This is a genomic window from Bacillus sp. AFS088145, assembly GCF_002564465.1.
In the GTDB taxonomy this organism is placed as follows: domain Bacteria; phylum Bacillota; class Bacilli; order Bacillales; family Bacillaceae_G; genus Gottfriedia.
This window is the reverse complement of sequence record NZ_NUUX01000005.1, coordinates 183,191-204,468: the sequence shown is the minus strand read 5'-3', so window position 1 is coordinate 204,468 and position 21,278 is coordinate 183,191. Positions and strand designations below refer to the sequence as shown.

The 21,278-nt window shown below is 33.4% G+C and carries 19 protein-coding genes; 6 read left to right on the top strand and 13 right to left on the bottom strand.

Annotation, left to right across the window (positions count from 1 at the left end; genetic code table 11):
* Window positions 1-65: 65 nt before the first annotated feature.
* Window positions 66-536: a MaoC/PaaZ C-terminal domain-containing protein gene (locus COI44_RS02960; protein WP_025568415.1), complete on the bottom strand. Its 471-nt coding sequence runs from the start codon at window positions 534-536 to the stop codon at window positions 66-68.
* A gap of 358 nt (window positions 537-894) precedes the next feature.
* Here COI44_RS02960 and COI44_RS02955 point away from each other — a divergent pair, with 358 nt between their 5' ends.
* A complete protein-coding gene (locus COI44_RS02955) occupies window positions 895-1,359 on the top strand; it encodes a hypothetical protein (RefSeq protein WP_025568414.1) in 465 nt (154 codons plus the stop codon).
* A gap of 59 nt (window positions 1,360-1,418) precedes the next feature.
* On the opposite strand, the gene mdh is transcribed toward COI44_RS02955, so the two are convergent.
* The 4 genes from mdh to COI44_RS02935 form a co-directional block, all read right to left on the bottom strand.
* Window positions 1,419-2,357: a malate dehydrogenase gene (gene mdh, locus COI44_RS02950; protein WP_098426576.1), complete on the bottom strand. Its 939-nt coding sequence runs from the start codon at window positions 2,355-2,357 to the stop codon at window positions 1,419-1,421.
* A 36-nt stretch (window positions 2,358-2,393) separates the two neighbouring features.
* Complete coding sequence (gene icd / locus COI44_RS02945; RefSeq protein WP_098426575.1) at window positions 2,394-3,674, bottom strand: NADP-dependent isocitrate dehydrogenase; 1,281 nt, start codon at window positions 3,672-3,674, stop codon at window positions 2,394-2,396.
* Between the two features lie 134 nt (window positions 3,675-3,808).
* Window positions 3,809-4,927 (bottom strand): citrate synthase, encoded by a 1,119-nt coding sequence (gene citZ, locus COI44_RS02940; protein ID WP_098426574.1) that lies wholly within the window; start codon window positions 4,925-4,927, stop codon window positions 3,809-3,811.
* Between the two features lie 174 nt (window positions 4,928-5,101).
* A complete protein-coding gene (locus COI44_RS02935; RefSeq protein WP_069034597.1) occupies window positions 5,102-5,560 on the bottom strand; it encodes a DUF441 domain-containing protein in 459 nt (152 codons plus the stop codon).
* 123 nt (window positions 5,561-5,683) lie between these two features.
* Here COI44_RS02935 and ytvI point away from each other — a divergent pair, with 123 nt between their 5' ends.
* Window positions 5,684-6,796 carry a sporulation integral membrane protein YtvI gene (gene ytvI / locus COI44_RS02930; RefSeq protein ID WP_098426573.1) on the top strand — a complete coding sequence of 371 codons (1,113 nt, stop codon included), beginning with the start codon at window positions 5,684-5,686 and terminating at the stop codon, window positions 6,794-6,796.
* Window positions 6,797-7,409: 613 nt separating this feature from the next.
* Here ytvI and COI44_RS02925 read toward each other — a convergent pair.
* The 7 genes from COI44_RS02925 to dnaE all read right to left on the bottom strand — a co-directional run bounded on the left by COI44_RS02925 (window position 7,410) and on the right by dnaE (window position 17,786).
* Window positions 7,410-7,805, bottom strand: coding sequence for an FxsA family protein (locus tag COI44_RS02925; protein ID WP_098426572.1), 396 nt, complete (start codon window positions 7,803-7,805; stop codon window positions 7,410-7,412).
* Between the two features lie 101 nt (window positions 7,806-7,906).
* Complete coding sequence (gene pyk / locus COI44_RS02920) at window positions 7,907-9,661, bottom strand: pyruvate kinase (protein WP_098426571.1); 1,755 nt, start codon at window positions 9,659-9,661, stop codon at window positions 7,907-7,909.
* Window positions 9,662-9,740: 79 nt separating this feature from the next.
* Window positions 9,741-10,700 (bottom strand): 6-phosphofructokinase, encoded by a 960-nt coding sequence (pfkA, locus tag COI44_RS02915; RefSeq protein ID WP_098426570.1) that lies wholly within the window; start codon window positions 10,698-10,700, stop codon window positions 9,741-9,743.
* 244 nt (window positions 10,701-10,944) lie between these two features.
* Window positions 10,945-11,901 (bottom strand): acetyl-CoA carboxylase carboxyl transferase subunit alpha, encoded by a 957-nt coding sequence (accA, locus tag COI44_RS02910; RefSeq protein ID WP_483295413.1) that lies wholly within the window; start codon window positions 11,899-11,901, stop codon window positions 10,945-10,947.
* Complete coding sequence (accD, locus tag COI44_RS02905) at window positions 11,901-12,701, bottom strand: acetyl-CoA carboxylase, carboxyltransferase subunit beta (RefSeq protein WP_098232217.1); 801 nt, start codon at window positions 12,699-12,701, stop codon at window positions 11,901-11,903. Before accD ends, accA begins: the two co-directional genes overlap by 1 nt.
* Before the next feature lie 370 nt (window positions 12,702-13,071).
* Window positions 13,072-14,274, bottom strand: coding sequence for an NADP-dependent malic enzyme (ystJ, locus tag COI44_RS02900; protein WP_156339694.1), 1,203 nt, complete (start codon window positions 14,272-14,274; stop codon window positions 13,072-13,074).
* 167 nt (window positions 14,275-14,441) lie between these two features.
* A complete protein-coding gene (gene dnaE / locus COI44_RS02895) occupies window positions 14,442-17,786 on the bottom strand; it encodes a DNA polymerase III subunit alpha (RefSeq protein WP_098426568.1) in 3,345 nt (1,114 codons plus the stop codon).
* A 173-nt stretch (window positions 17,787-17,959) separates the two neighbouring features.
* Between dnaE and ytrH the strand changes: the two genes are divergently transcribed.
* Window positions 17,960-18,295, top strand: a complete 336-nt coding sequence (gene ytrH, locus COI44_RS02890; protein ID WP_286163724.1) for a sporulation membrane protein YtrH — start codon at window positions 17,960-17,962, stop codon at window positions 18,293-18,295.
* Window positions 18,295-18,798 carry a sporulation membrane protein YtrI gene (gene ytrI, locus COI44_RS02885; protein ID WP_098426567.1) on the top strand — a complete coding sequence of 168 codons (504 nt, stop codon included), beginning with the start codon at window positions 18,295-18,297 and terminating at the stop codon, window positions 18,796-18,798. The genes ytrH and ytrI overlap by 1 nt, the downstream gene beginning before the upstream one ends.
* Before the next feature lie 47 nt (window positions 18,799-18,845).
* On the opposite strand, the gene COI44_RS02880 is transcribed toward ytrI, so the two are convergent.
* On the bottom strand, window positions 18,846-19,784 hold the full coding sequence (locus COI44_RS02880) for a DHH family phosphoesterase (protein WP_098426610.1): 939 nt from the start codon (window positions 19,782-19,784) through the stop codon (window positions 18,846-18,848).
* 93 nt (window positions 19,785-19,877) lie between these two features.
* Between COI44_RS02880 and COI44_RS02875 the strand changes: the two genes are divergently transcribed.
* Window positions 19,878-20,168: a YtpI family protein gene (locus COI44_RS02875; RefSeq protein ID WP_098426566.1), complete on the top strand. Its 291-nt coding sequence runs from the start codon at window positions 19,878-19,880 to the stop codon at window positions 20,166-20,168.
* Between the two features lie 33 nt (window positions 20,169-20,201).
* Window positions 20,202-21,215: a hypothetical protein gene (locus COI44_RS02870; RefSeq protein WP_098426565.1), complete on the top strand. Its 1,014-nt coding sequence runs from the start codon at window positions 20,202-20,204 to the stop codon at window positions 21,213-21,215.
* Window positions 21,216-21,278 lie beyond the last annotated feature (63 nt).

Genomic DNA, 21,278 nt, shown 5'->3' with positions numbered 1-21,278 from the left:
CAGGGATGGAAAGTTCCTACAAAAGCAAAACAACAAAAAAAGAATGTCAGTAGACATTCTTTAAGTTAAAAATTTTCATATAGAAGAGCATTTGATTGGTTTACGGTTGGTGGAATTACTGTCAGTTTTCCATTAGCAATTTCAGTTTGCGTTTTATTTAAAACGCTTACATTAATACATACTTCATTTAAATCTAAGTTAATTTCAACTACTTCAAAATGAATTGAAATTGTTTCATTGTGATAAATATGTTGATCGAATTGTAGTTCTTTTTTAATTATATGACTTCCAGGGCCAGGTAAATGTTTTGTAACTGCTGCAGAAACTAACCCGCTTATAATAAAACTTGGAACAATCGGTTTATTATATTTTGTTTGCGAAGCATAGTTGTATTGAGTATATAATGGGTTTGTATCGCCTGTTAAAGCCAGGTATAAGTAAATATGTTTTTCATCAATATGTTCTGTTACAATTAACTTTTCACCAATTGAAATGTCTTCAAGTTTTCGTCCGATTTTTGCTTTTTTAGTTAACATATTAAACCCCCTGTTTATCTTAATATTTTAAAAATTCGATAAACAACAGCAAATTTCCTTCTTAATCGGCAAAATTTTTATAAAAAACTTATAAAAAATTTTAATATTCGTCTATTCATATTTTCCCCCTTATGGAAGATAAAATTCTATCTTTCTCCTCTATAAGTAATTTAAATACTCCGATTAGATACTACCTTTTAAATCTGTTTACCTTGCATGAAAATCATATGGTTTGTTGCATAAAAAATTTGTACATACTTATATCGTGAAACATCATTCGGATGCATAAGTTTTTGGTATAATTTAGTAGATAAGATGCTTAAATTGAAGTTTGGCTAAGTGAAAAGGAGAGATGGACATGTCTTATACAGTTGATTTTAAAAATGTGTCTACGGTTGGTTTAGAGTCTTCCCCAGTAGTAGATGCACTTGCTGGTTTACGCGCTAATGAAGCTCGTTATTTTATGAACAAGTACAAACATGAATTTACAGTTGTGCCTGCCAGTGAAAGTCAGGAGACACTTGATTATGTTAACCGAATTTTGAAAGAAGAACGTGATATCGTATTCGCTGCTAAACCTTTAGAAACTTCTCGTTTTCAAGTGGAAAATATTAAATTTACCTACGTCTTTTATGAGGATGGACTTTCGGTAAATGTTATGTATACGGTTGATGATCCTAAAAAGCGTGCTGTTGGTTTTAAACTTTCTGACGGAATGGAAATTCCAATGGAGTTAGTAGAGAAGTTTAAGTTTGCTAGGCAGAAGTCTAAACTAGCTGGAACGATTCGTGGCTCGTATTTTGTTATTAAAGGTGAATATTAAAGTAGGCTAAAAATCAAAGACCCACAAGGTAATTAGAAATTATCTTGTGGGTCTTCTTTTTAAGCTAAAACGTTCATAACGTTTTTGACAGCTACAACTGAACGATCTAACGCTGTTTTTTCTTCAGCGGTTAAATCTAATTCGATAATTTGTTCAATACCGTTTCCGCCAATAATTGTAGGAACTCCTAAGTAAATACCGCTATACCCATATTCGCCTTCTAAATAAGCGATTGTAGGTAACACGCGACGTTGATCCTTAAGTATAGCTTCAACCATTTCTACTAAAGATGCAGCAGGTGCATAATAAGCACTTCCGTTACCTAGTAGATTAACGATTTCTCCGCCACCCTTACGAGTACGTTCAACAATAGCATCTAAACGATCTTTTGGAATTAATTTTTCTAATGGAATACCACCTGCATATGAATAACGCACTAATGGTACCATATCGTCTCCATGACCACCTAAAACAAATCCAGAAATATCTTTAACGGATAAATTTAATTCTTGAGCTACAAACGTTCTAAAACGAGCTGTGTCAAGAACTCCGGATTGTCCTATAACGCGGTGTTTAGGAAAACCAGCTTCTTTGTATACTGTATAAGTCATTGCATCAACCGGATTAGTTAAAACAACGATAGTACAGTTAGGAGAGTATTTTACGATTTCACGAGTAACTGCTTTCATGATGTTTGAGTTAGTTGATACTAGATCATCACGGCTCATACCCGGTTTACGAGCGATACCTGCTGTGATGACTACTACATCTGAATCAGCTGTGTCAGCATAATCACTAGTACCAATAATGTTAGCATCAAATCCTTGAACTGGACTTGCTTCAAGCATATCTAAGGCTTTGCCCTTAGTAGGGTTCTCTAGTTGTGGAATATCCACTATTACTACATCCCCTAATTCTTTTTGTGCAAGCAAGAAAGCTGTTGTAGCACCAGTAAATCCAGCACCTACTACGGAAATTTTACGTCTACGAATTGACATACAAATACCTCCCTTTTGTTTACAAACACAATTTAATTATACAAGAACTGATTCCATATTTGAAATTAATTCGTTTGCAAATTCAGAACATTTCACTTCAGTAGCCCCATCCATTAGACGAGCAAAGTCATAAGTAACAACTTTTGAAGCGATTGTTTTTTCCATTGACTTAAGAATCATAGAAGCTGCTTCACTCCAACCCATATGCTCAAGCATTAATACTCCAGAAAGAATAACTGAAGATGGGTTTACTTTATCTAATCCAGCGTATTTAGGTGCTGTACCATGAGTAGCTTCAAAAATAGCATGTCCAGTTTCGTAGTTGATATTTGCTCCAGGAGCGATACCAATTCCACCAACTTGAGCAGCAAGTGCATCAGAAATATAGTCACCATTTAAGTTCATTGTAGCTACTACATCGAACTCACGTGGTCTAGTTAAAATTTGTTGTAAGAAGATATCAGCAATGCTGTCTTTTACTAGGATTTTGCCAGCTTTTTCAGCTTCATCCATTGCTTTGTTAGCAGCATCTTTACCGCTTGTTTCTACGATGCGATCGTATTCTGCCCATGTAAATACTTTATCGCCGAATTCTTGCTCAGCAACTTCATAACCCCAGTTCTTAAATGCACCTTCAGTAAATTTCATGATGTTACCTTTATGAACTAAAGTTAAAGATTTACGGTTTTCTTGAATTGCATAATTAATTGCTGCACGTACAAGACGTTTTGTACCTTCTTCAGAAACTGGTTTAATACCGATACCAGATGTTTCTGGGAAACGGATTTTATTAACACCCATTTCTTTTTGTAAGAATTCGATAACTTTTTGAACTGCTTCAGAACCTTTTTCATATTCAATACCTGCATAGATATCTTCAGTATTTTCACGGAAAATTACCATGTCTGTATCTTCTGGACGTTTAACTGGTGAAGGTACACCTTCAAAGTAACGTACAGGACGTAAGCACACAAATAAATCTAATTCTTGACGTAGAGCAACGTTTAAAGAACGAATACCACCACCAACTGGAGTTGTTAAAGGTCCTTTAATTGCGATCATGTACTCTTCTATTAAGTTTAAAGTTTCTTGTGGTAACCATTCACCAGTAACATTAAATGCTTTTTCACCAGCAAGAACTTCTTTCCATTCAATTTTACGATTACCATTATATGCTTTTTCTACAGCTGCATCTAAAACACGTGAAGATGCTGCCCAAATATCTGGGCCTGTCCCGTCGCCTTCAATAAAAGGAATAATTGGATTGTTTGGCACGTTTAATTGGCCGTCTACTAATGTAATTTTTTCAGCTTGCATTACATGCTCCCCCTTGTATAAATAAATTAAATTCATTAAAATACATGCTTTTGAGAGGAAGATTCCTCTTCCTCTCTTTACTATACCACTATTATTCGAATATTAAATACTATTTTAAGTATTCAATTACTTCTTTATGCACGCTCTTCAATTGGAATGTAAGAGTTTTTCTCTGGTCCTGTATAATCTGCACGCGGACGAATAATACGATTATTTTCATATTGTTCTAAAATGTGAGCAGTCCAGCCAGACATACGGCTAATAGCAAAGATTGGAGTGAATAAATCATGTTCAATTCCTAAGCTGTGATAAACAGATGCAGAGTAGAAATCAACATTTGGTGGAATATTCTTTTGAGTTGTAACAAGTTCTTCAATTTTTTCAGACATTGTGTACCATTTTATCTCTCCAGTAATTGCACCTAATTGACGAGACATTTCTTTTAAATGTTTCGCACGTGGGTCCCCACCACGGTATACGCGATGTCCGAATCCCATAATTTTAGCTTTAGCATCCATTTTCTCTTGAACGTAAGATTCAACATTTTCAATCTCACCGATTTCAGCTAACATTTTCATAACGCTTTCATTTGCTCCGCCGTGTAATGGACCTTTTAAAGCTCCAATTGCAGCTGTAATACCTGAATAAATATCAGATAATGTCGCTACGCAAACGCGTGCAGTAAATGTTGAAGCATTTAATTCATGATCAGCATGTAGTACTAAAGCCTTATTAATTGCTTCTTCTGCAATATCATTAGGTTTATCGCCTGTCAGCATGTATAAGAAGTTAGCCGCGAATGATAAATCTTTATTAGGAGCGACTGGTTCAAGCCCCTGACGAATTCGAGAAAACGCTGCCACAAATGTTGAAATTTTAGCTTGAAGTTGGATTGCTTTAAGATAATTTGAATCTGAGTCCATTGCTTCAGCATTTTTATCATACAATGCAAGCATTGAAATAACTGTACGTAATACAGTCATAGGATGTACATTTTTTAAATTAGTTGATTTTAAGTAAGTAATAACTTCTTCTGGTAATTCAGCATTATCTGCTAATTGAGAAGAAAGTTTTTTAAGCTGATCCTTATTTGGTAACTTGCGATGCCATAATAAATATACTACTTCTTCAAAACTTGCATATTCTGCTAATTCATCAATACCGATACCTACATACGTTAATGTATCATCAATAATAGAACTAATAGAAGTCGTAGCTGCTACAACACCCTCTAAACCACTTTTAACTGTCATATTCCCCTCTCTCCTTTACGCAAAAATTTCCCTAGTATTAATACATATATATACTGGTATAACTCTTTTAAATTACCGAGTATACATAGAAAGGAACCCTACTATCATTTATTATAAACAATAATCTGACTTTTGTGAATGAAAACAATTTACTAAAATATAATTATTATGCAATTACTTAATTAATTCTACAATCCAAATGAATAGATATGCGATTCCAGCTCCAATTAAAGGCCCTACTGCAACCCCTTTAAATACCGCTACAGACAGTACAGTACCTAGTACTAATGCTGCTGTTATTTGTGGACTAGTAGCTAATAATTGTACTCCACCTTTTGCCAAAAGAGCCACGGCGATACCAGAGAGTAGTGCGATCCAGGCAACAGGGGTTTTTAATGCATCAATCAAATTTTTAAAACCGATTTCACCGGTCGCGATTGGTACTAATACAGCAATCGTAATGATTGTTACACCTAAATTAATACCTTTTGATTGCATATAAGGAAATACTCGAACTCCTAGAGGAGTATATTTTAGTACTAACAATACTATAATTGAAATAATTAAAGAGTTATTTTTAGCAATTGCACCAATTAATAATAAAACTAAGAGAAAAATTGTCGATTCACTCATTTGTTAGTATCCCCTTAATGTATAATTTATTAATAAATACTATCAAACTTTACTATTATAAAAAAATAATTCTTGATAAAATAAGACAAGAGGACTCATTTCACTTTGGAAGGAGGTAAAAGTTTGAATAGAACTTTAGTTTTTCAGATCATTCGGTTTTTATTTGTAATCGCATGTACTATTCTAGGTCTTTACGTGGCACTATTCATCTCAAAACTTACATACCCTTTCATCATTGCTTTAATCATCGCATACCTTTTAAATCCACTAGTAAATTTATTAAACGAAAAAGCCAGAATACCAAGAGGAATAGCAGCATTTTTATCAATTATTTTACTTTTAGCTGTTCTAGCAGGATTATTTACATTACTAATTACGGAAATCATTTCAGGTTCAACCTATTTAATTCAAGTTGTTCCAGAAAGCTTTGAACGATTAATTTATTTCGTTGAAAATATTGTTACTGATAAGGTGATTCCTTTATATGACTTAATTATGAGCAAGTATAGTCAACTCGGTGCTGGTCAACAACAAACGATTCGCACAAATATACAATCGATTGGCGATTCTGCAATTAATCTAGGGAAAGAAGCATTAAACGGAATTATTGTAGGAATTAAACTAGTAATTGCTTTATTACCAAATACTGCTACTTTAATATTCGTTTCTTTATTAGCAACATTCTTTATTAGTAAAGATTGGTACAAAATAAAAAATTTATTCGCAAAATACACCCCAGATCGAATTCAACATTACAGCAAAACCATTTTTATTGATTTACGAAAAGCTTTATTTGGTTTTATTAAAGCACATATCACTCTTATTTCTATGACAACAGTGCTAGTCTTAATCGGATTATTAATATTAAGAATTCCTTTTGCAATCACTATAGCTATTCTAATCGGTTTCATCGACTTACTTCCATACTTAGGAACTGGCTTAATTTTCGTACCATGGATCTTATATACATTTTTGTCTAGCGATTATAAATTAACGATTGGTTTAGCAATTTTATATGGTGTTGTAATTGTCCAACGACAACTTGCAGAGCCAAAAGTTCTATCTTCAAATATCGGATTACAACCGCTTCCTACTTTAATCTCGTTATTTGTTGGTTTCAAATTTTTTGGTCTACTAGGATTGATTGCTGGTCCAGTAACTTTAGTAATTTTATCAACTTTGTATCGAGCAAGAGTCTTCCATGAAATTTGGTATTATATTAGAGGTTCGAATTAAACTCAAAATAAAAACGAGAAAGCTATCTGCTTTCTCGTTTTTACGTTGTTGAAAAAAACTTGTCAATTTATTATCAAATTTTTGTAAAAGGAGTAGAGTGATGTTGATTTCCATTACAGGATGCTCGCTTTCCATGGGGCGAGACCTGANNGAGCCTCCTCGGCGCGCCTGCGGGGTCTCAGCCTTCCCGCTTATCCCATAGGAGTCGAGCATCCTTTCGTTCCAATCAACTTATTCATCAAAAAAATGGTTATACTAAAAATCAAATTTAAATATCCTTTACTTAGAGTAGCGTAATAGCTTGTTAATCAATTAGTAGGTCAATTAGTACCGAACATAACTTATTTGAACCTGTTTTTCTAACAATTTGCCTTTAAATATTTTTTACTTTTCAAGAATAAACAATTACTAGAATTTGTTGATATTATAAAACTGCATAAACCTATTAACATTTAAAATCATAAATAGATCATCAAAAAATGAATTATATTATCAATAAAATTCACTTAAAAAACGTTTAACCATTTTATATTTCAACACGCTGAAAAACGAGAAAGCTAACTGCTTTCTCGTTTTTTGTCTCTTATAAAAAAATATTTTGCATTTTTAATGTTTATTTCTTTATAAATCCAGTCCAAACAACATTACCTTTTAGCCTTTTCATGACAAAATAAATAAGTTGTTGAACAAATTTGATTCGAATTGGTTTAATTAGTAACACGATTGCCAGTAAGTCGGTAATTGGTCCTGGAATAAAAAACAGGAGGCCAATTAGGAAAAATGATAATCCCTCTATCATGATTAAATCTGGCATTTTGCCTGCCCGAAGCTGTTCTCCGGCTTGTTGTTTAACTGTAACCCATACGGTTCTCATGATATATATACCAATCAAAAGCGTACCGATTAGCCAAAGAAATACTGATAAGGAACCAATTACTCTACCAAGTAATGTTAAACAGATTAAATCAATCAATGGGATTAACAATAGCCAACCAACAAGTTTTTTCATGATAGTCTCACCTCTTGCTTAGAATTAAAAATATCTCTTATTAATCTTATTCATGTCAAAAAATAAAGAGAAGGAAACTTTGTCCTTCTCTTTATTATATCTTAAAATATGCTTTTATGTCCTGTACTAACTATTCCTCTAGAAGCATCTACTGTAACAGCTTGACCGTTTACTAAGATGTTCGTTGCATTTTCAACTCCAACAATTACTGGAATTCCTAAGCTAACACCTACTACTGCAGCATGGCTAGTTAATCCACCTTCTTCAGTAATAATAGCAGCTGCTCTTTCAATCGCTGGCATCATGTCTCGATCTGTACTATTTGTTACAAGAATACTTCCTGGAGTAACTTTCGATACAGCTTCTTCACCTGTTTTTGCGATGACAACTTTTCCTGCAGCAGTTTTGCGACCAATACCTTGCCCTTGAGCAATCACGTCACCTACTACATGGATTTTCATCATATTTGTCATACCTGTTTCACCGACTGGTAGTCCAGCAGTAATAATGACCGTATCACCATTTGAAACAAATTTAGCGTCTTGAGCCGCTTCCATAGCATGTTGTAACATTTCATCAGTTGAGTTTGCTCTTTCTCTATACTCAGTTTGAACACCCCAAACTAAAGTTAGGCGGCGACAAATACGAATATCAGATGTAATAGCTAAAATAGGAGCTTTTGGACGATATTTTGAAATCATTTTCGCAGTATGTCCACTCTCAGTAGGAGCAATAATTGCGGCTACTTTTAAGTTTAAAGCCGTTGCTGCAACCGATTGACCAATTGCGTCTGTAATCGTTCCTTTATTTTCTCTTTGACGCTTTTTAAATAATTCTTCGTATTGTAAGCTTTTTTCAATTCGAAGCGCAATTGAGTTCATCATTGAAACAGATTCGACTGGATATGTGCCTGCAGCAGTTTCTCCTGATAACATAATTGCATCAGTTCCATCTAGAATGGCATTTGCAACGTCACTTGCCTCTGCTCGTGTAGGTCGAGGATTACGTTGCATAGAATCTAACATTTGAGTAGCAGTAATTACTGGCTTACCTAAATTATTACATTTTTTAATTAATAGTTTTTGAACGATTGGTACCTCTTCTGGTGGAATTTCTACACCCATATCACCACGTGCAACCATTAAACCATCTGAAACCTCAAGAATTTCATCGATATTATCGATCCCTTCTTGATTTTCGATCTTCGGTATAATTTGAATATACTCAGCGCCATGTTTACCTAAAAGCTCACGAATTTCTAATACATCAGAAGCTTTACGAACGAATGATGCAGCAATAAAATCAACTTTTTGCTCAATACCAAATTCGATATCGCTTATATCTTTTTCTGTAATACCAGGTAAATTTACACGTACATTTGGTACGTTTACACCTTTTTTATTCTTTACTAAACCGCTGTTTAACACTTTAGTACGAATATCATTTCCTTCAATACCGATTACTTCTAATCCTATTAAACCATCATCGATAAGAATTTTAGAACCAACATGTACGTCGTCAATTAATCCTTCGTAAGATACTGCAAATTTTTCTGCTGTACCTACTACTGGTTCCGTAGTAATAATAACTTCATTTCCAGTTTTTAATTCTGCTTGGCCATCTTCAAAATCTAAAGTACGAATTTCTGGACCTTTTGTATCTAAAAGAATCGCTACAGTTCTGCCAGTTTTTTTTGAAGCCTCGCGGATACTTGTAATTCTTGCAGCATGCTCTTCATGAGAACCATGCGAGAAGTTTAAACGTGCTACGTTCATTCCTGCATTAATTAACTCTACTAATTTTTCTACCGATTCACTAGCAGGACCAATCGTACAAACTATTTTTGTTTTACGCATTTTTTACCCTCCAAATTTATATAAAACTCTATACTATTACGAAATTTATGAAATCGATTGCCCAATTAAATCTATCTAATTAAATTGAAAGTTCTTGAGATAATTGATACATATCTCGATCAAGTTCATGCTTTTTAGATAGTGCTTCAATAATGTCATGGTCAACTAACTTATTATTTTGGATTCCAACACAACGTCCACCTTTGCCCTCCATAAGTAGTTCAACCGCTCTCGCTCCTAGACGACTTGCTAAAACTCGATCAGCAGCACTTGGTGAACCACCACGTTGAACATGGCCTAAAACTGTTACACGCGTGTCAAAGTTAGTTCGATCTTGTATTACTTTTCCAATCTCAATTGCACTTCCGACGCCTTCAGCAACTACAATGATACTATGTTTTTTACCACGCTCACTACCACGGTTTAATTTACTAATAATATCATCCATATCATAGTCACATTCAGGTATTAAAATCGTTTCTGCTCCATCAGCTAACCCTGCCCATAAAGCAATATCACCTGCATTACGACCCATAACTTCAATTACATATGTACGCTCATGTGATGTCGCTGTATCACGAATTTTATCAATCGCATCAATAACAGTATTTAATGCTGTATCGAATCCAATTGTAAAATCTGTACCTGGAATATCATTATCAATTGTACCTGGAACACCAACGCAAGGATAACCATGTTCAGTCAGCTTCTTTGCACCTTGATATGAGCCATCTCCACCAATAACGACTAACCCTTCAATTCCAAACTTTTTAAGCTGTTCGATCCCTTTCATTTGTCCTTCTAAAGTTTTAAATTCTGGACAACGTGCACTAAGTAGTTTTGTCCCACCACGATGAATAATATCACCAACAGAACCCAACTCAAGCTTCTCAATATTTCCATTAATAAGACCAGAATAACCTTGGTATACACCATAAACTTCTAGACCATGGAAAATCGCTTTCCTTACAACTGCACGTACAGCAGCGTTCATTCCTGGAGAGTCTCCTCCACTAGTTAATACGCCAATTCTTTTCATTATGTATTCACCTCAATGATTTTACCTTATGCATTTATTCATTTTAATAAAGTACCATGTAATGCCTTTTTAAACAATAGAAATAATGTGAACTTTTTCATAAACTTTTTTTAATGAATAAAACACTTTTAAAAAGTATGACGACTCTTTATGCATATTGCTATTTTTTACTAAATTTATAAAAAAAATACAAAAAGAGCATGCTAACATATTGTTTCACACACTCTAGAAGTTAAACTAAATATTATTGGTTAAAAGAAATTTTCCCTAACTTTGCGTGTTTTTCATATCGTTGTTGAACTAGCTCTTCTTTATCCATAGTTACCAGTGACTTTAATGTTTCGTATAAGTACTTGTCGATATATTTAGCCTGTTGTTCAACATCATTTTGTGCTCCACCTTTTACTTCAGGAATAATTTGGTCAACTACACCTAATTCTAATAAGTCTGGAGCCGTAATTTTCATTGTTTCAGCTGCTCTACGTGCTTGTGAAGAATCTTTCCATAATAATGCTGCTGCACCTTCTGGTGAAATAACAGAGTAAGTTGAGTTTTCTAACATCAGTAACTTATTACCAATTCCTAATGCTAACGCTCCACCACTACCACCTTCGCCAATTACAATACAAATAGTAGGTACTTTTAAGCCTGCCATTTCAAAAATATTTCGGGCAATTGCTTCACTTTGTCCACGCTCTTCAGCTGCCTTACCAGGATATGCACCTTTTGTATCGATAAACGCGATAATTGGTCTGTTAAATTTTTCTGCTTGCTTCATTAAACGAAGTGCTTTTCGGTAACCTTCTGGATGTGGCATACCGAAATTACGTCTAATATTTTCTTTTGTATCTTTACCACGTTGATGTCCAACGACAGTAACTGGTAATCCACGGTAAGATGCGATACCTGATACGATTGCAGCATCGTCTCCAAATAATCGATCACCATGACACTCAAAGAAATCTGTAAATAATCTATTAACATAATCTAAAGTAGTTGGTCGTTCTGGATGTCTAGCAACTTGTACACGATCCCAAACTCCCATGTTACCGTATATTTCATTTTCTAAGGTTTTTAAACGTTCTTCTAAACGTCTGATTTCTTCAGAAAAATCAACATCATGTTGACTTGTATAAACCTTAAGTTCGTCTATTTTCGTCTTTAGTTCATGAATCGGTTTTTCGAATTCTAACATAACCACTATTGCAAGACACCCCCTTGATGTAAATTAAGGATTGTAAATAATTTTGAACGTAATTCTAATCGTGAAATAACTGCATCAAGTTGACCATGATTCAAAAGGAATTCTGCAGTTTGGAAGTCTTCAGGTAGTTCTTCACGGATCGTTTGCTCAATAATACGTCTACCAGCAAAACCAATTAATGCTCCAGGCTCAGCAAAGTTAAAATCGCCTAAAGATGCAAAACTAGCAGATACTCCACCTGTAGTTGGATTTGTCATAATTGAAATTGCTAAATAACCTAGTTCGCTATGCTTTTTAAGCGCAGCACTAGTTTTTGCCATTTGCATTAAACTTAAAATACCTTCCTGCATACGAGCTCCGCCAGATGCAGTAAAAATAATAAATGGTGAACCGTCAGATGAAGCTCGCTCAACTGCACGAGTTATTTTCTCTCCGACAACAGATCCCATGCTTCCCATTCGGAATCTTGCATCCATAACTGCAATTACAACAGGAATACCGTCGATTTTTCCTTTTCCTGTAACAATAGCCTCGTTAAGCTCTGTTTTTTTACGATCCCCTTCAAGCTTTTCTATGTAATCAGGGAAGTGTAAAGGATTTGCAGAAACCATATTTTGATCAAACTCTTCAAAAGTATCTTCATCAATTAAGCTTTCGATTCTTTCGAATGCTGTCATTTGATGGTGATATCCACAACTATTACAAACTTTTAGGTTTTTTATTAATTCTTTTGTAATACTAATTTTTTTACATTTAGGACATTTTGTCATAACACCGTCAGGTAAATCTTGTCTCATTACTTCTGAAGGTATAGATGCATATTTTTTCTTTTTGGAAAATAAGTCTTTTATTTGCAACCTAATTCCTCCTAACTTTTTTAGTACTAAATACTAATAGGATACTATAAATGTTATACACTTTTTGTTAACATTTGTCGATAAAATTCAGCTAAATTTCGTCATTTCAACCATTTAACCAACTTGAAATTTGTAGAAAATCTTAAAAAATTAATTTAGTCATTTTTTATGAAATTCCTTTAATTTCCAACAATCTCTGCGCTTTTTTACCACATCTAAGTATTATATCAGATAAAAAAGGATAGTACTACATTACTTAATTTTAGTATTGTAATACTATCCCCATTAATATTGATATCTGGTAATAAAACTATTTAATTAGAGCTAGTTTTTTTGTTTTTTCTTCGATTTCTTTCGGGTCAACATTCAGTCTCGCAACCCCTGTTTCCATTGCAGCTTTTGCCACACTAGCAGCTACTTTTGGAGCCACTCGAGGATCAAATGGTGCTGGAATAATAAAATCTGGAGATAAATCAGCTTCACTTACTAAGCTTGCAATTGCATTTACTGCAGCAATTTTCATCTCTTCATTAATATGAGTAGCACGAACATCTAATGCACCACGGAAAATTCCTGGGAATGCAAGAACGTTATTTACTTGGTTAGGATAATCACTTCGACCAGTACCAATTACTAAAGCTCCTGCTTCTTTTGCATCTTCAGGCATAATTTCCGGATCAGGATTAGCCATTGCAAAAATAATAGGATTTTCATTCATTGAACGAACCATTTCTTGAGTTACTGCTCCTTTTACAGAAACCCCAATAAATACGTCTGCCCCTTCAAGTACTTCTTTAAGGCTACCTTGTATTTTATCTTTATTTGTATATTTTGCAACTTCATTTTTTACACTATTCATACCATTTGGACGACCTTCGTAAATCGCACCTTTTGTATCACACATAATAATTTGGCGAACACCAAAACGATACAATAATTTTAATATAGCAATACCTGCAGCTCCTGCACCATTTAGAACCACTTTAATATCTGCCATATTTTTATTCACTATTTTTAAAGCATTTACTAAACCTGCAAGTGTAACGATAGCCGTTCCATGTTGATCATCATGAAATATCGGTATATTTGTTTCACGCTTTAAGCGTTCTTCTATTATAAAGCAGTTTGGAGCTGCAATATCCTCTAGATTTATTCCACCAAATGTAGGTTCTAACAATTTTACTGTTTGAATGATTTGCTCTACATCTTGCGTATTTAAGCAGATTGGAAATGCATCAACACCAGCAAAGCTTTTAAATAAAGCAGCTTTACCTTCCATTACAGGTAATGCAGCCTCTGGTCCAATATTACCTAATCCTAGAACGGCAGATCCATCCGAAACTACACCAACCATATTACCTTTCATTGTGTATTCATACACTCTGCTTTTTTCTTCGTAAATTTCTTTACACGGCTCGGCAACACCTGGTGAGTACGCTAAACTTAGTTCTTTAGCATTTGTAACTGGCACCTTAGAAACTGTTTCTAATTTACCTTGATGTACTCTATGCATATGTAATGCTTCTTCACTTAATAATGACAAACTATTCACTCTCCCTAATGTTGACGAGTTGACTTTTCAACTGTATATTTCTTAGTGATTTTCTCTTTAAAAGGTAAAATTTTCTTTTTGTATGATATCACATGTATGTTAATAATAAATAGTTTAGAGAAGAATGTCTATTTCTTTAATACAACATTTGCATCTCCTACAATATTTCTTAACATCGAAAGACAATTCACAGAAGGATTCACATAATAGTGTTCAGATAATTGAACAGCTTTTTTATCTTCTTCATAGTAAAGCACAACTTTCGCATGCCCTTTAAACTTAGAGAGCGTTTGCTGTATTGTGTAGGAAATATTTTTATTAGTATGTCCCGTAATTTTAATAAATAAAGTATACTTCTTTTGATCGTTTGTTTCTTCCATTTCTTCGATTGTAAGGACTTCATTTATTATTAATTGTTTTCTTTCATCCCGTTCATCAACTTTTGCTTTAACTACAACTACTTCTTTTTCTTTTAATTTATGACGGTTTTTTTCAAAAGTAGTCGGAAATATAACAGCATCAATTGAAGTACTTAAATCTTCAACTTGTAAAAAAGCCATATGCTGTTGTTTTTTTGTTTTTGTAATCCTTAAATCCTTAATATAGACAAACAGTAGATGCTCTGTATCTTTCTTCATCATAATTGATGAAATAGTCCCGGCATCACTTTCATTTAGTAACTTCTCGTATTGACTAATCGGATGGCCTGATAAATAAGTACCTAAAGCCTGTTTTTCAAGTTCAAGCTTAATTGAGATTTTCATTGGCTCAACTTTAATAATTTCTGGTTTAGGCACAAAATCTTCATCAAGAAATAAATCAAATTGATCTTCATTTTCAGGTCTTACTATATCCACGTAATCAAAAATCATATCAATATTTGCTAATAGTGTTGCACGGTCGAGCTCAAACTCATCAAAGCATCCCGAAAAAATTAAATTTTCTATACTTTTTCGGTTTAATGCTTTTGGTGAAATTTTAATGCACACCTCAAAAAAATCTTTATATGGCCGCTTTTGTAGAATTTCTCTTACAGCTGCCATTCCTATATTTTTAATAGCTAATAAGCTATATCGAATTCCATTTCCTTCAACTATAAATGCATATTGACTTTTATTTATTGAAGGTGGATAGATTGGGATCCCTTTCAATTTTGCTTCCCCAATATAATTCGATACTTTCTCTTCACTTCCTATAAAACTCGATAAAAGTGCTGCATAAAATTCTAGAGGAAAATTTGCCTTTAAATAGGCTAGTTGATACGCTATCATACTATACGCAACAGCATGACTCCTATTAAATCCATAGTTAGCAAATTGGACAATTAAATCGTATACTTCATTTGCAACTTGTTCATCATAACCTTTAGCTATTGCACCTTCTACAAAATGAATTCTTTCTTCGTCTAAAACTTCCTTCTTCTTTTTACTTACAGCTCTTCGAAGTAAATCTGCTTCACTTAAAGTAAACCCTGAAAGAGTTGAAGCAATTTGCATGATTTGCTCTTGATATATAATTACTCCATGTGTTGGTTTTAATATTTTTTCTAAAACTGGATGAGGGTACGTAACCCTTTCCAATCCATGTTTATATTGAATAAATCTAGGGATTTGCTCCATTGGACCCGGACGATATAACGCGTTTACCGCCACTATATCTTCAAACTGATTAGGCTGTAATTGCTGTAGTACCCTCCTCATCCCTGATGATTCTAGCTGAAATACGCCTGAGGTATCTCCTTTACTCAGAATTTCAAATGTTTTTAGATCTTTTAACGGAATTTCTTCCAAATTAATTACTTCGCCTTTTGCTTCATAAATTAATCGACAGACCTCTTCTAATAAACTTAAGTTACGTAGGCCAAGGAAGTCCATCTTTACTAATCCAAGCTCTTCAAGTATTTCTGCAGGATATTGTGTTAAAAACACTCCATGATTCCCCTCTTGTAACGGGACAACATTTGTTAACGGAAGTTCAGAAATAATAACACCTGCTGCATGAATGCTTGTATGGCGAGGTAATCCTTCAACTTGGCAAGCTACCTCAAATATCCGTTTATGAATACCAGAATGTTCAACATGACTTTTAAATGCTTTTGATTGCTCATAGACATCTTTTAATGAATTTCCTAGCGATGATGGAATTAGCTTCGAGTACCGATCTATTTCAGTTGGTGAAAGTCCCATTACCCTAGCAATATCTCGAATGGCTGCTTTTGCTCCTAATGTTCCGAATGTAATAATTTGGGCAACATGCACATCACCATATTTTGAAGCGACATAATCAATCATTTCATCTCGTCGATGATCTGGAAAGTCAATATCAATATCTGGCATTGTAATTCTTTCTTCATTTAAAAAACGTTCAAATAGTAAATTATAATGTATTGGGTCTACATTCGTAATTTTTAATACGTAAGCCACTAAAGATCCCGCGGCGGAACCACGTCCTGGTCCAACAAATATCCCTTGTTCAAGTGCATATTTAATAAAGTCCCAAACAATGAGGAAGTAATCATTAAATCCCATCTTATTGATTGTATTTAATTCAAATTCTAATCTTTGTTTAAGTTCATCATTTATTTCCCCGTAACGCTCAATCATGCCATTTTCACAAACCATTTTTAAATATTCCACTGTTGAATATTCATCAGGTACTGGATACTTAGGCAATAAGGGCTGATGAAAAGGAATCGTTACATTACATATATCTGAAATATGTATAGTATTTTGAAATGCTTCTTCTTCGTCAGAAAACAACTTCAATAATTCGGCTTTTGATTTATAATAATATTCGTTCGAATGTAATCTTGGTCTTGATTCGTCCGATAACTTAGTACCATTTTTAACTGAAAATAATGCATCTTGAATAAGTGCATCCTCTTTTTCAATATATCGAACGTCATTTGTAACAACTAGACTGATGTTTGTTTCTTTTTGTACTTGTTTAATTAATGGATATAGCAAACGATCTTCAGGTAAACCGTGATCTTGAATACTAACAAAAAAGTGATCAAAAATTGATTGATACTCTTTTAATTGAACAATAGCTCTGTCGATTTCTCCATTCAATAGTAAGTTTTCAATTTCTCCCTCGATTCCTGGCGTAATTGCAATTATGCCGTTACTATATGCCGTTAACCACTTTTTAGGAATTCCTTCTGGTGATTTTGTCCCTATTGTACTTGTAAGTTTTAAAAGGTTTTGGTAACCAGCCAAATCTTTCGCTAGTAAAATCATCGGATAAGACTGATGTTCATCCATTAAAATTGAGATTTTCACCCCAATAATTGGCTTGATCCCTGCTTTTTTACACGCATGATAAAAAGGAATTACCCCGTACATGACATTTTCATCTGCAATAGCAAGCGCAGGATGTCCTTCTCTAACAGCAGCATTAATTAATTCATCTATTTTACATGCGCTTTGCAATAAACTATAAGAACTTTGAACTTGCAAATGAACAAAACTCATCTACATTCCTCCTTACCATCTTTTCAATATAATCTATTCTATCACAAAATACGAACTTACATTCTATTTTCGTTCGTGAAAATTAAAACAAATCTTTTATTTTAAACTTACTTCAATACTCATCATACACCTAACACTTTGTCCATATATATTAATTGAGGGAGTGAGGACAATTGGAGCTTAAGTTGCCATTTATACCAGCATTAATTTCAATGTATTTTATTTCACTAGGAATTATAATAGGTGGATCGATCATTGGTTCAATCGGATACTATGTCATTGGACAGCCGCCACTTAGCAGCATGTATGATTTATCAATGAAGTTACGAATTTGGGCAATTGTTGGGGCGATTGGTGGAACATTTGATACATTCTATAGTTTTGAAAAAGGATTATTCGAAGGAGAAACAATCGAATTCATTAAGCAAATTTTCATGATTATAGCTGCCATGGGAGGAACTCATACAGGTACAATCATTATGCAATGGTTTACAGGAGAACATGTTTAATGAAAGCTCCTCCAGAACAACTCTCCCACGCTTGGGCAAAATTTTTTGTAGGCATTTTTTTCGGGTTTATTATTAGTTGGCTTGTCTTTATTTATTTTTACGGTGTGACAGAAGAAGAGCAAGTAAAACAAATATCTGAATTAAAAATGCTCAATAAAGAATATTTAAGAGATAAAAATATATTTTTTGAAAATATGGAACGAATGAACAAGGAAAAAAAACGAAATTTAACAGTTCAAGAAATCAAAGTGACAATATTAAATTACAAACAATACAATTTAAATGAATTTACTAATCATCAACTTATAGATGATGTAAAGGATGACCTAAGTAATTTACTGACTCAAGATATAAAAAGCGTTTCCCAAAATCGGGAATTATTAAGACGTGCAGTCGAAAATAAAGTTTATATTAAAGATGATCGGCGATTTAAACTTGAAATAGATACAATCTACTTTGATACCGTATTAGAGATCACATTAAAAATAAAAAGCACAAAATAAATGAGAGGCTAGCATTCGATTAGCCTCTCAAATTTATTTTTAGAACTTTATTTTTCTTCCCTACAAACTTTTTTTAATTCTTCGACTACTTTTTCTGCTTCTTCCCATGAGAAGACTTTCGCCCCAGATGCAAGCGGATGTCCACCACCGTTAAACATAGCAGCTACTCCATTTATAACTGGTCCTTTTGAACGTAGACGTACTCGAATTAAATCCTCTTCTTCTAAAAAGATAACCCAAGCTTTTACCCCTTTTATATGCCCAAGTGAACTTACAGCCAATGAAGCTTGTTCAGAGTTTACATTGTATTCATCCATTAGAGCCTTTGTCATGTTTATATGACCGACTCCCTCTTCGGTTAGTTTAAAATTTTGAAGAACATATCCATTTAAATGAGCCATCTCAATTGATGTTTCATACATATTGTCATATATTTCATTAATCGAAAAATCCTTTTTTATCAAATTACTAGCTGCATGAAAAGTTCTTTCTGTTGTACTTGGAAATAAGAATCTTCCTGTATCTCCAATAATACCTGCATATATTAGTCTCGCAGCTGTGTCAGTTACGACTAATTGTTCATTACTACTCTCTGCCAGTTCAAAAATTAACTCACTCGTTGAACTTGCAGTAGTATCTACATGCATAATGTCACCGTATGGATCTACGTTCGGATGATGGTCAATTTTAATTAGTTTCTTTCCAGTTGAATATCTCGCATCATCTACTCGTTCAGTATTGGCTGTGTCACAAACAATGACAAGCGCTTCCTTATATATTTCATCTGCAATTTCATCCATTTTATATAAATACTCTAGAGATTGTGGCAAATGTCCTACTACATATACTTTTTTTGCAGGATAACTTGCTTTAATCATCTCTGCTAAACCGCACTGTGAACCAATTGCATCTGGATCTGGGCGAACATGACGATGAATTATTATCGTATCAAACGAATGTATATCTTTTAAAATTTTTTCCTTCAACATTAAACTCTCCTTTATATGAAAACTTTTGAAATATAGTTTCTATGACTGTAAAATAGAATTATGTATTAGTCATTGAAAGGTGGAAGCTAAGTGAATAGCATTGCAACAATCGTAATTATATCTTTTCTATTCTTCTTATTTTACGTTACCAAATTTTTCTTTACAAGCGAACTATTAACAAAAAAAATTGCAGGATCACGTGCAAGATTAACTTTTGGATTATTCTTATTGCTTTACGGTATAAATCAAATTGTAGCAAAGCTTGAATTAATAACAATTTGTGTCGGTATTATTTTCATTCTATTTGGTGCGGCAAATCTATATCGTGGATACTTACAGAATAAGCATTATAAAGCAATTGAAAATAAACAAACTGTTTAATCTTATAGTAATCTAGAAAGTGAGAAAACTTACATGATGACTGAAGAACTATTTTCATCAAAATTTGATGAACTAGTAGAATTATCACATTCTAGTATTAAACTTCAAAAACTACTTACTTTTGCAGAAGAATTAGAGAATCAAGAGGAATGGGGATATCTATATTACGTTAAGATGGAATTAGCAGAAACTGCTTTTTCTATTGGTGAAATAGACTTATTTATTGATACCTTTTTGTGGTGCATAGATTTATATGATCAAAACGAAGAACGTATCGAGCAAGAGCAAATCCTATGGCTGTACAAGTGGTTCCTAGAAATAATACCTCAGTCCCTGAGATTCTCGTTAGAAGAAATTCACCATTATTTTGAGGATTTTAAGAATCGTTTAGTGATTGCTAACTATTCTTTAAGACCTTATTTTCAAGCTCTATTTATAATGAACTTATATTTAAATCAAATTGATTACGCAAAACAAAACTATCAACTATATAAAAAATCTCCAAGGGATCATTTAAGTAATTGTGAAAAATGTGAAATGTATGGTGAAATGATTTATTTACTAAAAATTGATCATCTTCAAGAAGCGTTAAATTTGCAAAATAAAATAATGAATAGCTCAGTTGATTGTGACGAAGCGATTCACAAATCCTACTCAAAATTACTGCTTCCTTTATTAGAAGAAAGCAAAATAGATGAAGCATTAATTATTCAACAAAAAGCTTATTTTGTAACATACAATCGCACAAAATACATTCCTGAACTAAGTGAGCAAATGATTTTTTTAACTTTTTGTGATCCTGACAGAGCAATTGAATTGTTCTATAAACATGTTGATTTATGTGATAATCTTTCGAATCTATCATATAAATTCGAGTTTTGGCTAGCAGCATTATTTATGGCGAAAAAATTGAAAATAAATGAAGATGAATTTATTTATGACTTAGAGAAATTAGAGAAAATTGTATATGACTTAGCAAAAGATTTTGATACTAGAAACGAAAATAATGAATTTGTTAAACGAGTTCATAAACTGCTTTCAAATTAAAAATACGGGATGATTTTTCCATAAACTTCAAAGGCGGGAATTTGTTTTCCCGCTTTTTTATAT

Bases quoted from the DNA above. Each gene is read 5' to 3' on its own strand.
- pfkA (WP_098426570.1), bottom strand. From the start codon at position 10,700: ATGAAAAGAATTGGCGTATTAACTAGTGGAGGAGACTCTCCAGGAATG.
- COI44_RS02935 (WP_069034597.1), bottom strand. From the start codon at position 5,560: ATGAGTGAATCGACAATTTTTCTCTTAGTTTTATTATTAATTGGTGCA.
- mdh (WP_098426576.1), bottom strand. From the start codon at position 2,357: ATGTCAATTCGTAGACGTAAAATTTCCGTAGTAGGTGCTGGATTTACT.
- accD (WP_098232217.1), bottom strand. From the start codon at position 12,701: ATGAGACAAGATTTACCTGACGGTGTTATGACAAAATGTCCTAAATGT.
- ystJ (WP_156339694.1), bottom strand. From the start codon at position 14,274: ATGCATAGAGTACATCAAGGTAAATTAGAAACAGTTTCTAAGGTGCCA.
- dnaE (WP_098426568.1), bottom strand. From the start codon at position 17,786: ATGAGTTTTGTTCATTTGCAAGTTCAAAGTTCTTATAGTTTATTGCAA.
- pyk (WP_098426571.1), bottom strand. From the start codon at position 9,661: ATGCGTAAAACAAAAATAGTTTGTACGATTGGTCCTGCTAGTGAATCG.
- icd (WP_098426575.1), bottom strand. From the start codon at position 3,674: ATGCAAGCTGAAAAAATTACATTAGTAGACGGCCAATTAAACGTGCCA.
- COI44_RS02955 (WP_025568414.1), top strand. From the start codon at position 895: ATGTCTTATACAGTTGATTTTAAAAATGTGTCTACGGTTGGTTTAGAG.
- ytrI (WP_098426567.1), top strand. From the start codon at position 18,295: ATGAAAGCTCCTCCAGAACAACTCTCCCACGCTTGGGCAAAATTTTTT.
- COI44_RS02925 (WP_098426572.1), bottom strand. From the start codon at position 7,805: ATGAAAAAACTTGTTGGTTGGCTATTGTTAATCCCATTGATTGATTTA.
- citZ (WP_098426574.1), bottom strand. From the start codon at position 4,927: ATGACAGTTAAAAGTGGTTTAGAGGGTGTTGTAGCAGCTACGACTTCT.
- COI44_RS02870 (WP_098426565.1), top strand. From the start codon at position 20,202: ATGATGACTGAAGAACTATTTTCATCAAAATTTGATGAACTAGTAGAA.
- COI44_RS02960 (WP_025568415.1), bottom strand. From the start codon at position 536: ATGTTAACTAAAAAAGCAAAAATCGGACGAAAACTTGAAGACATTTCA.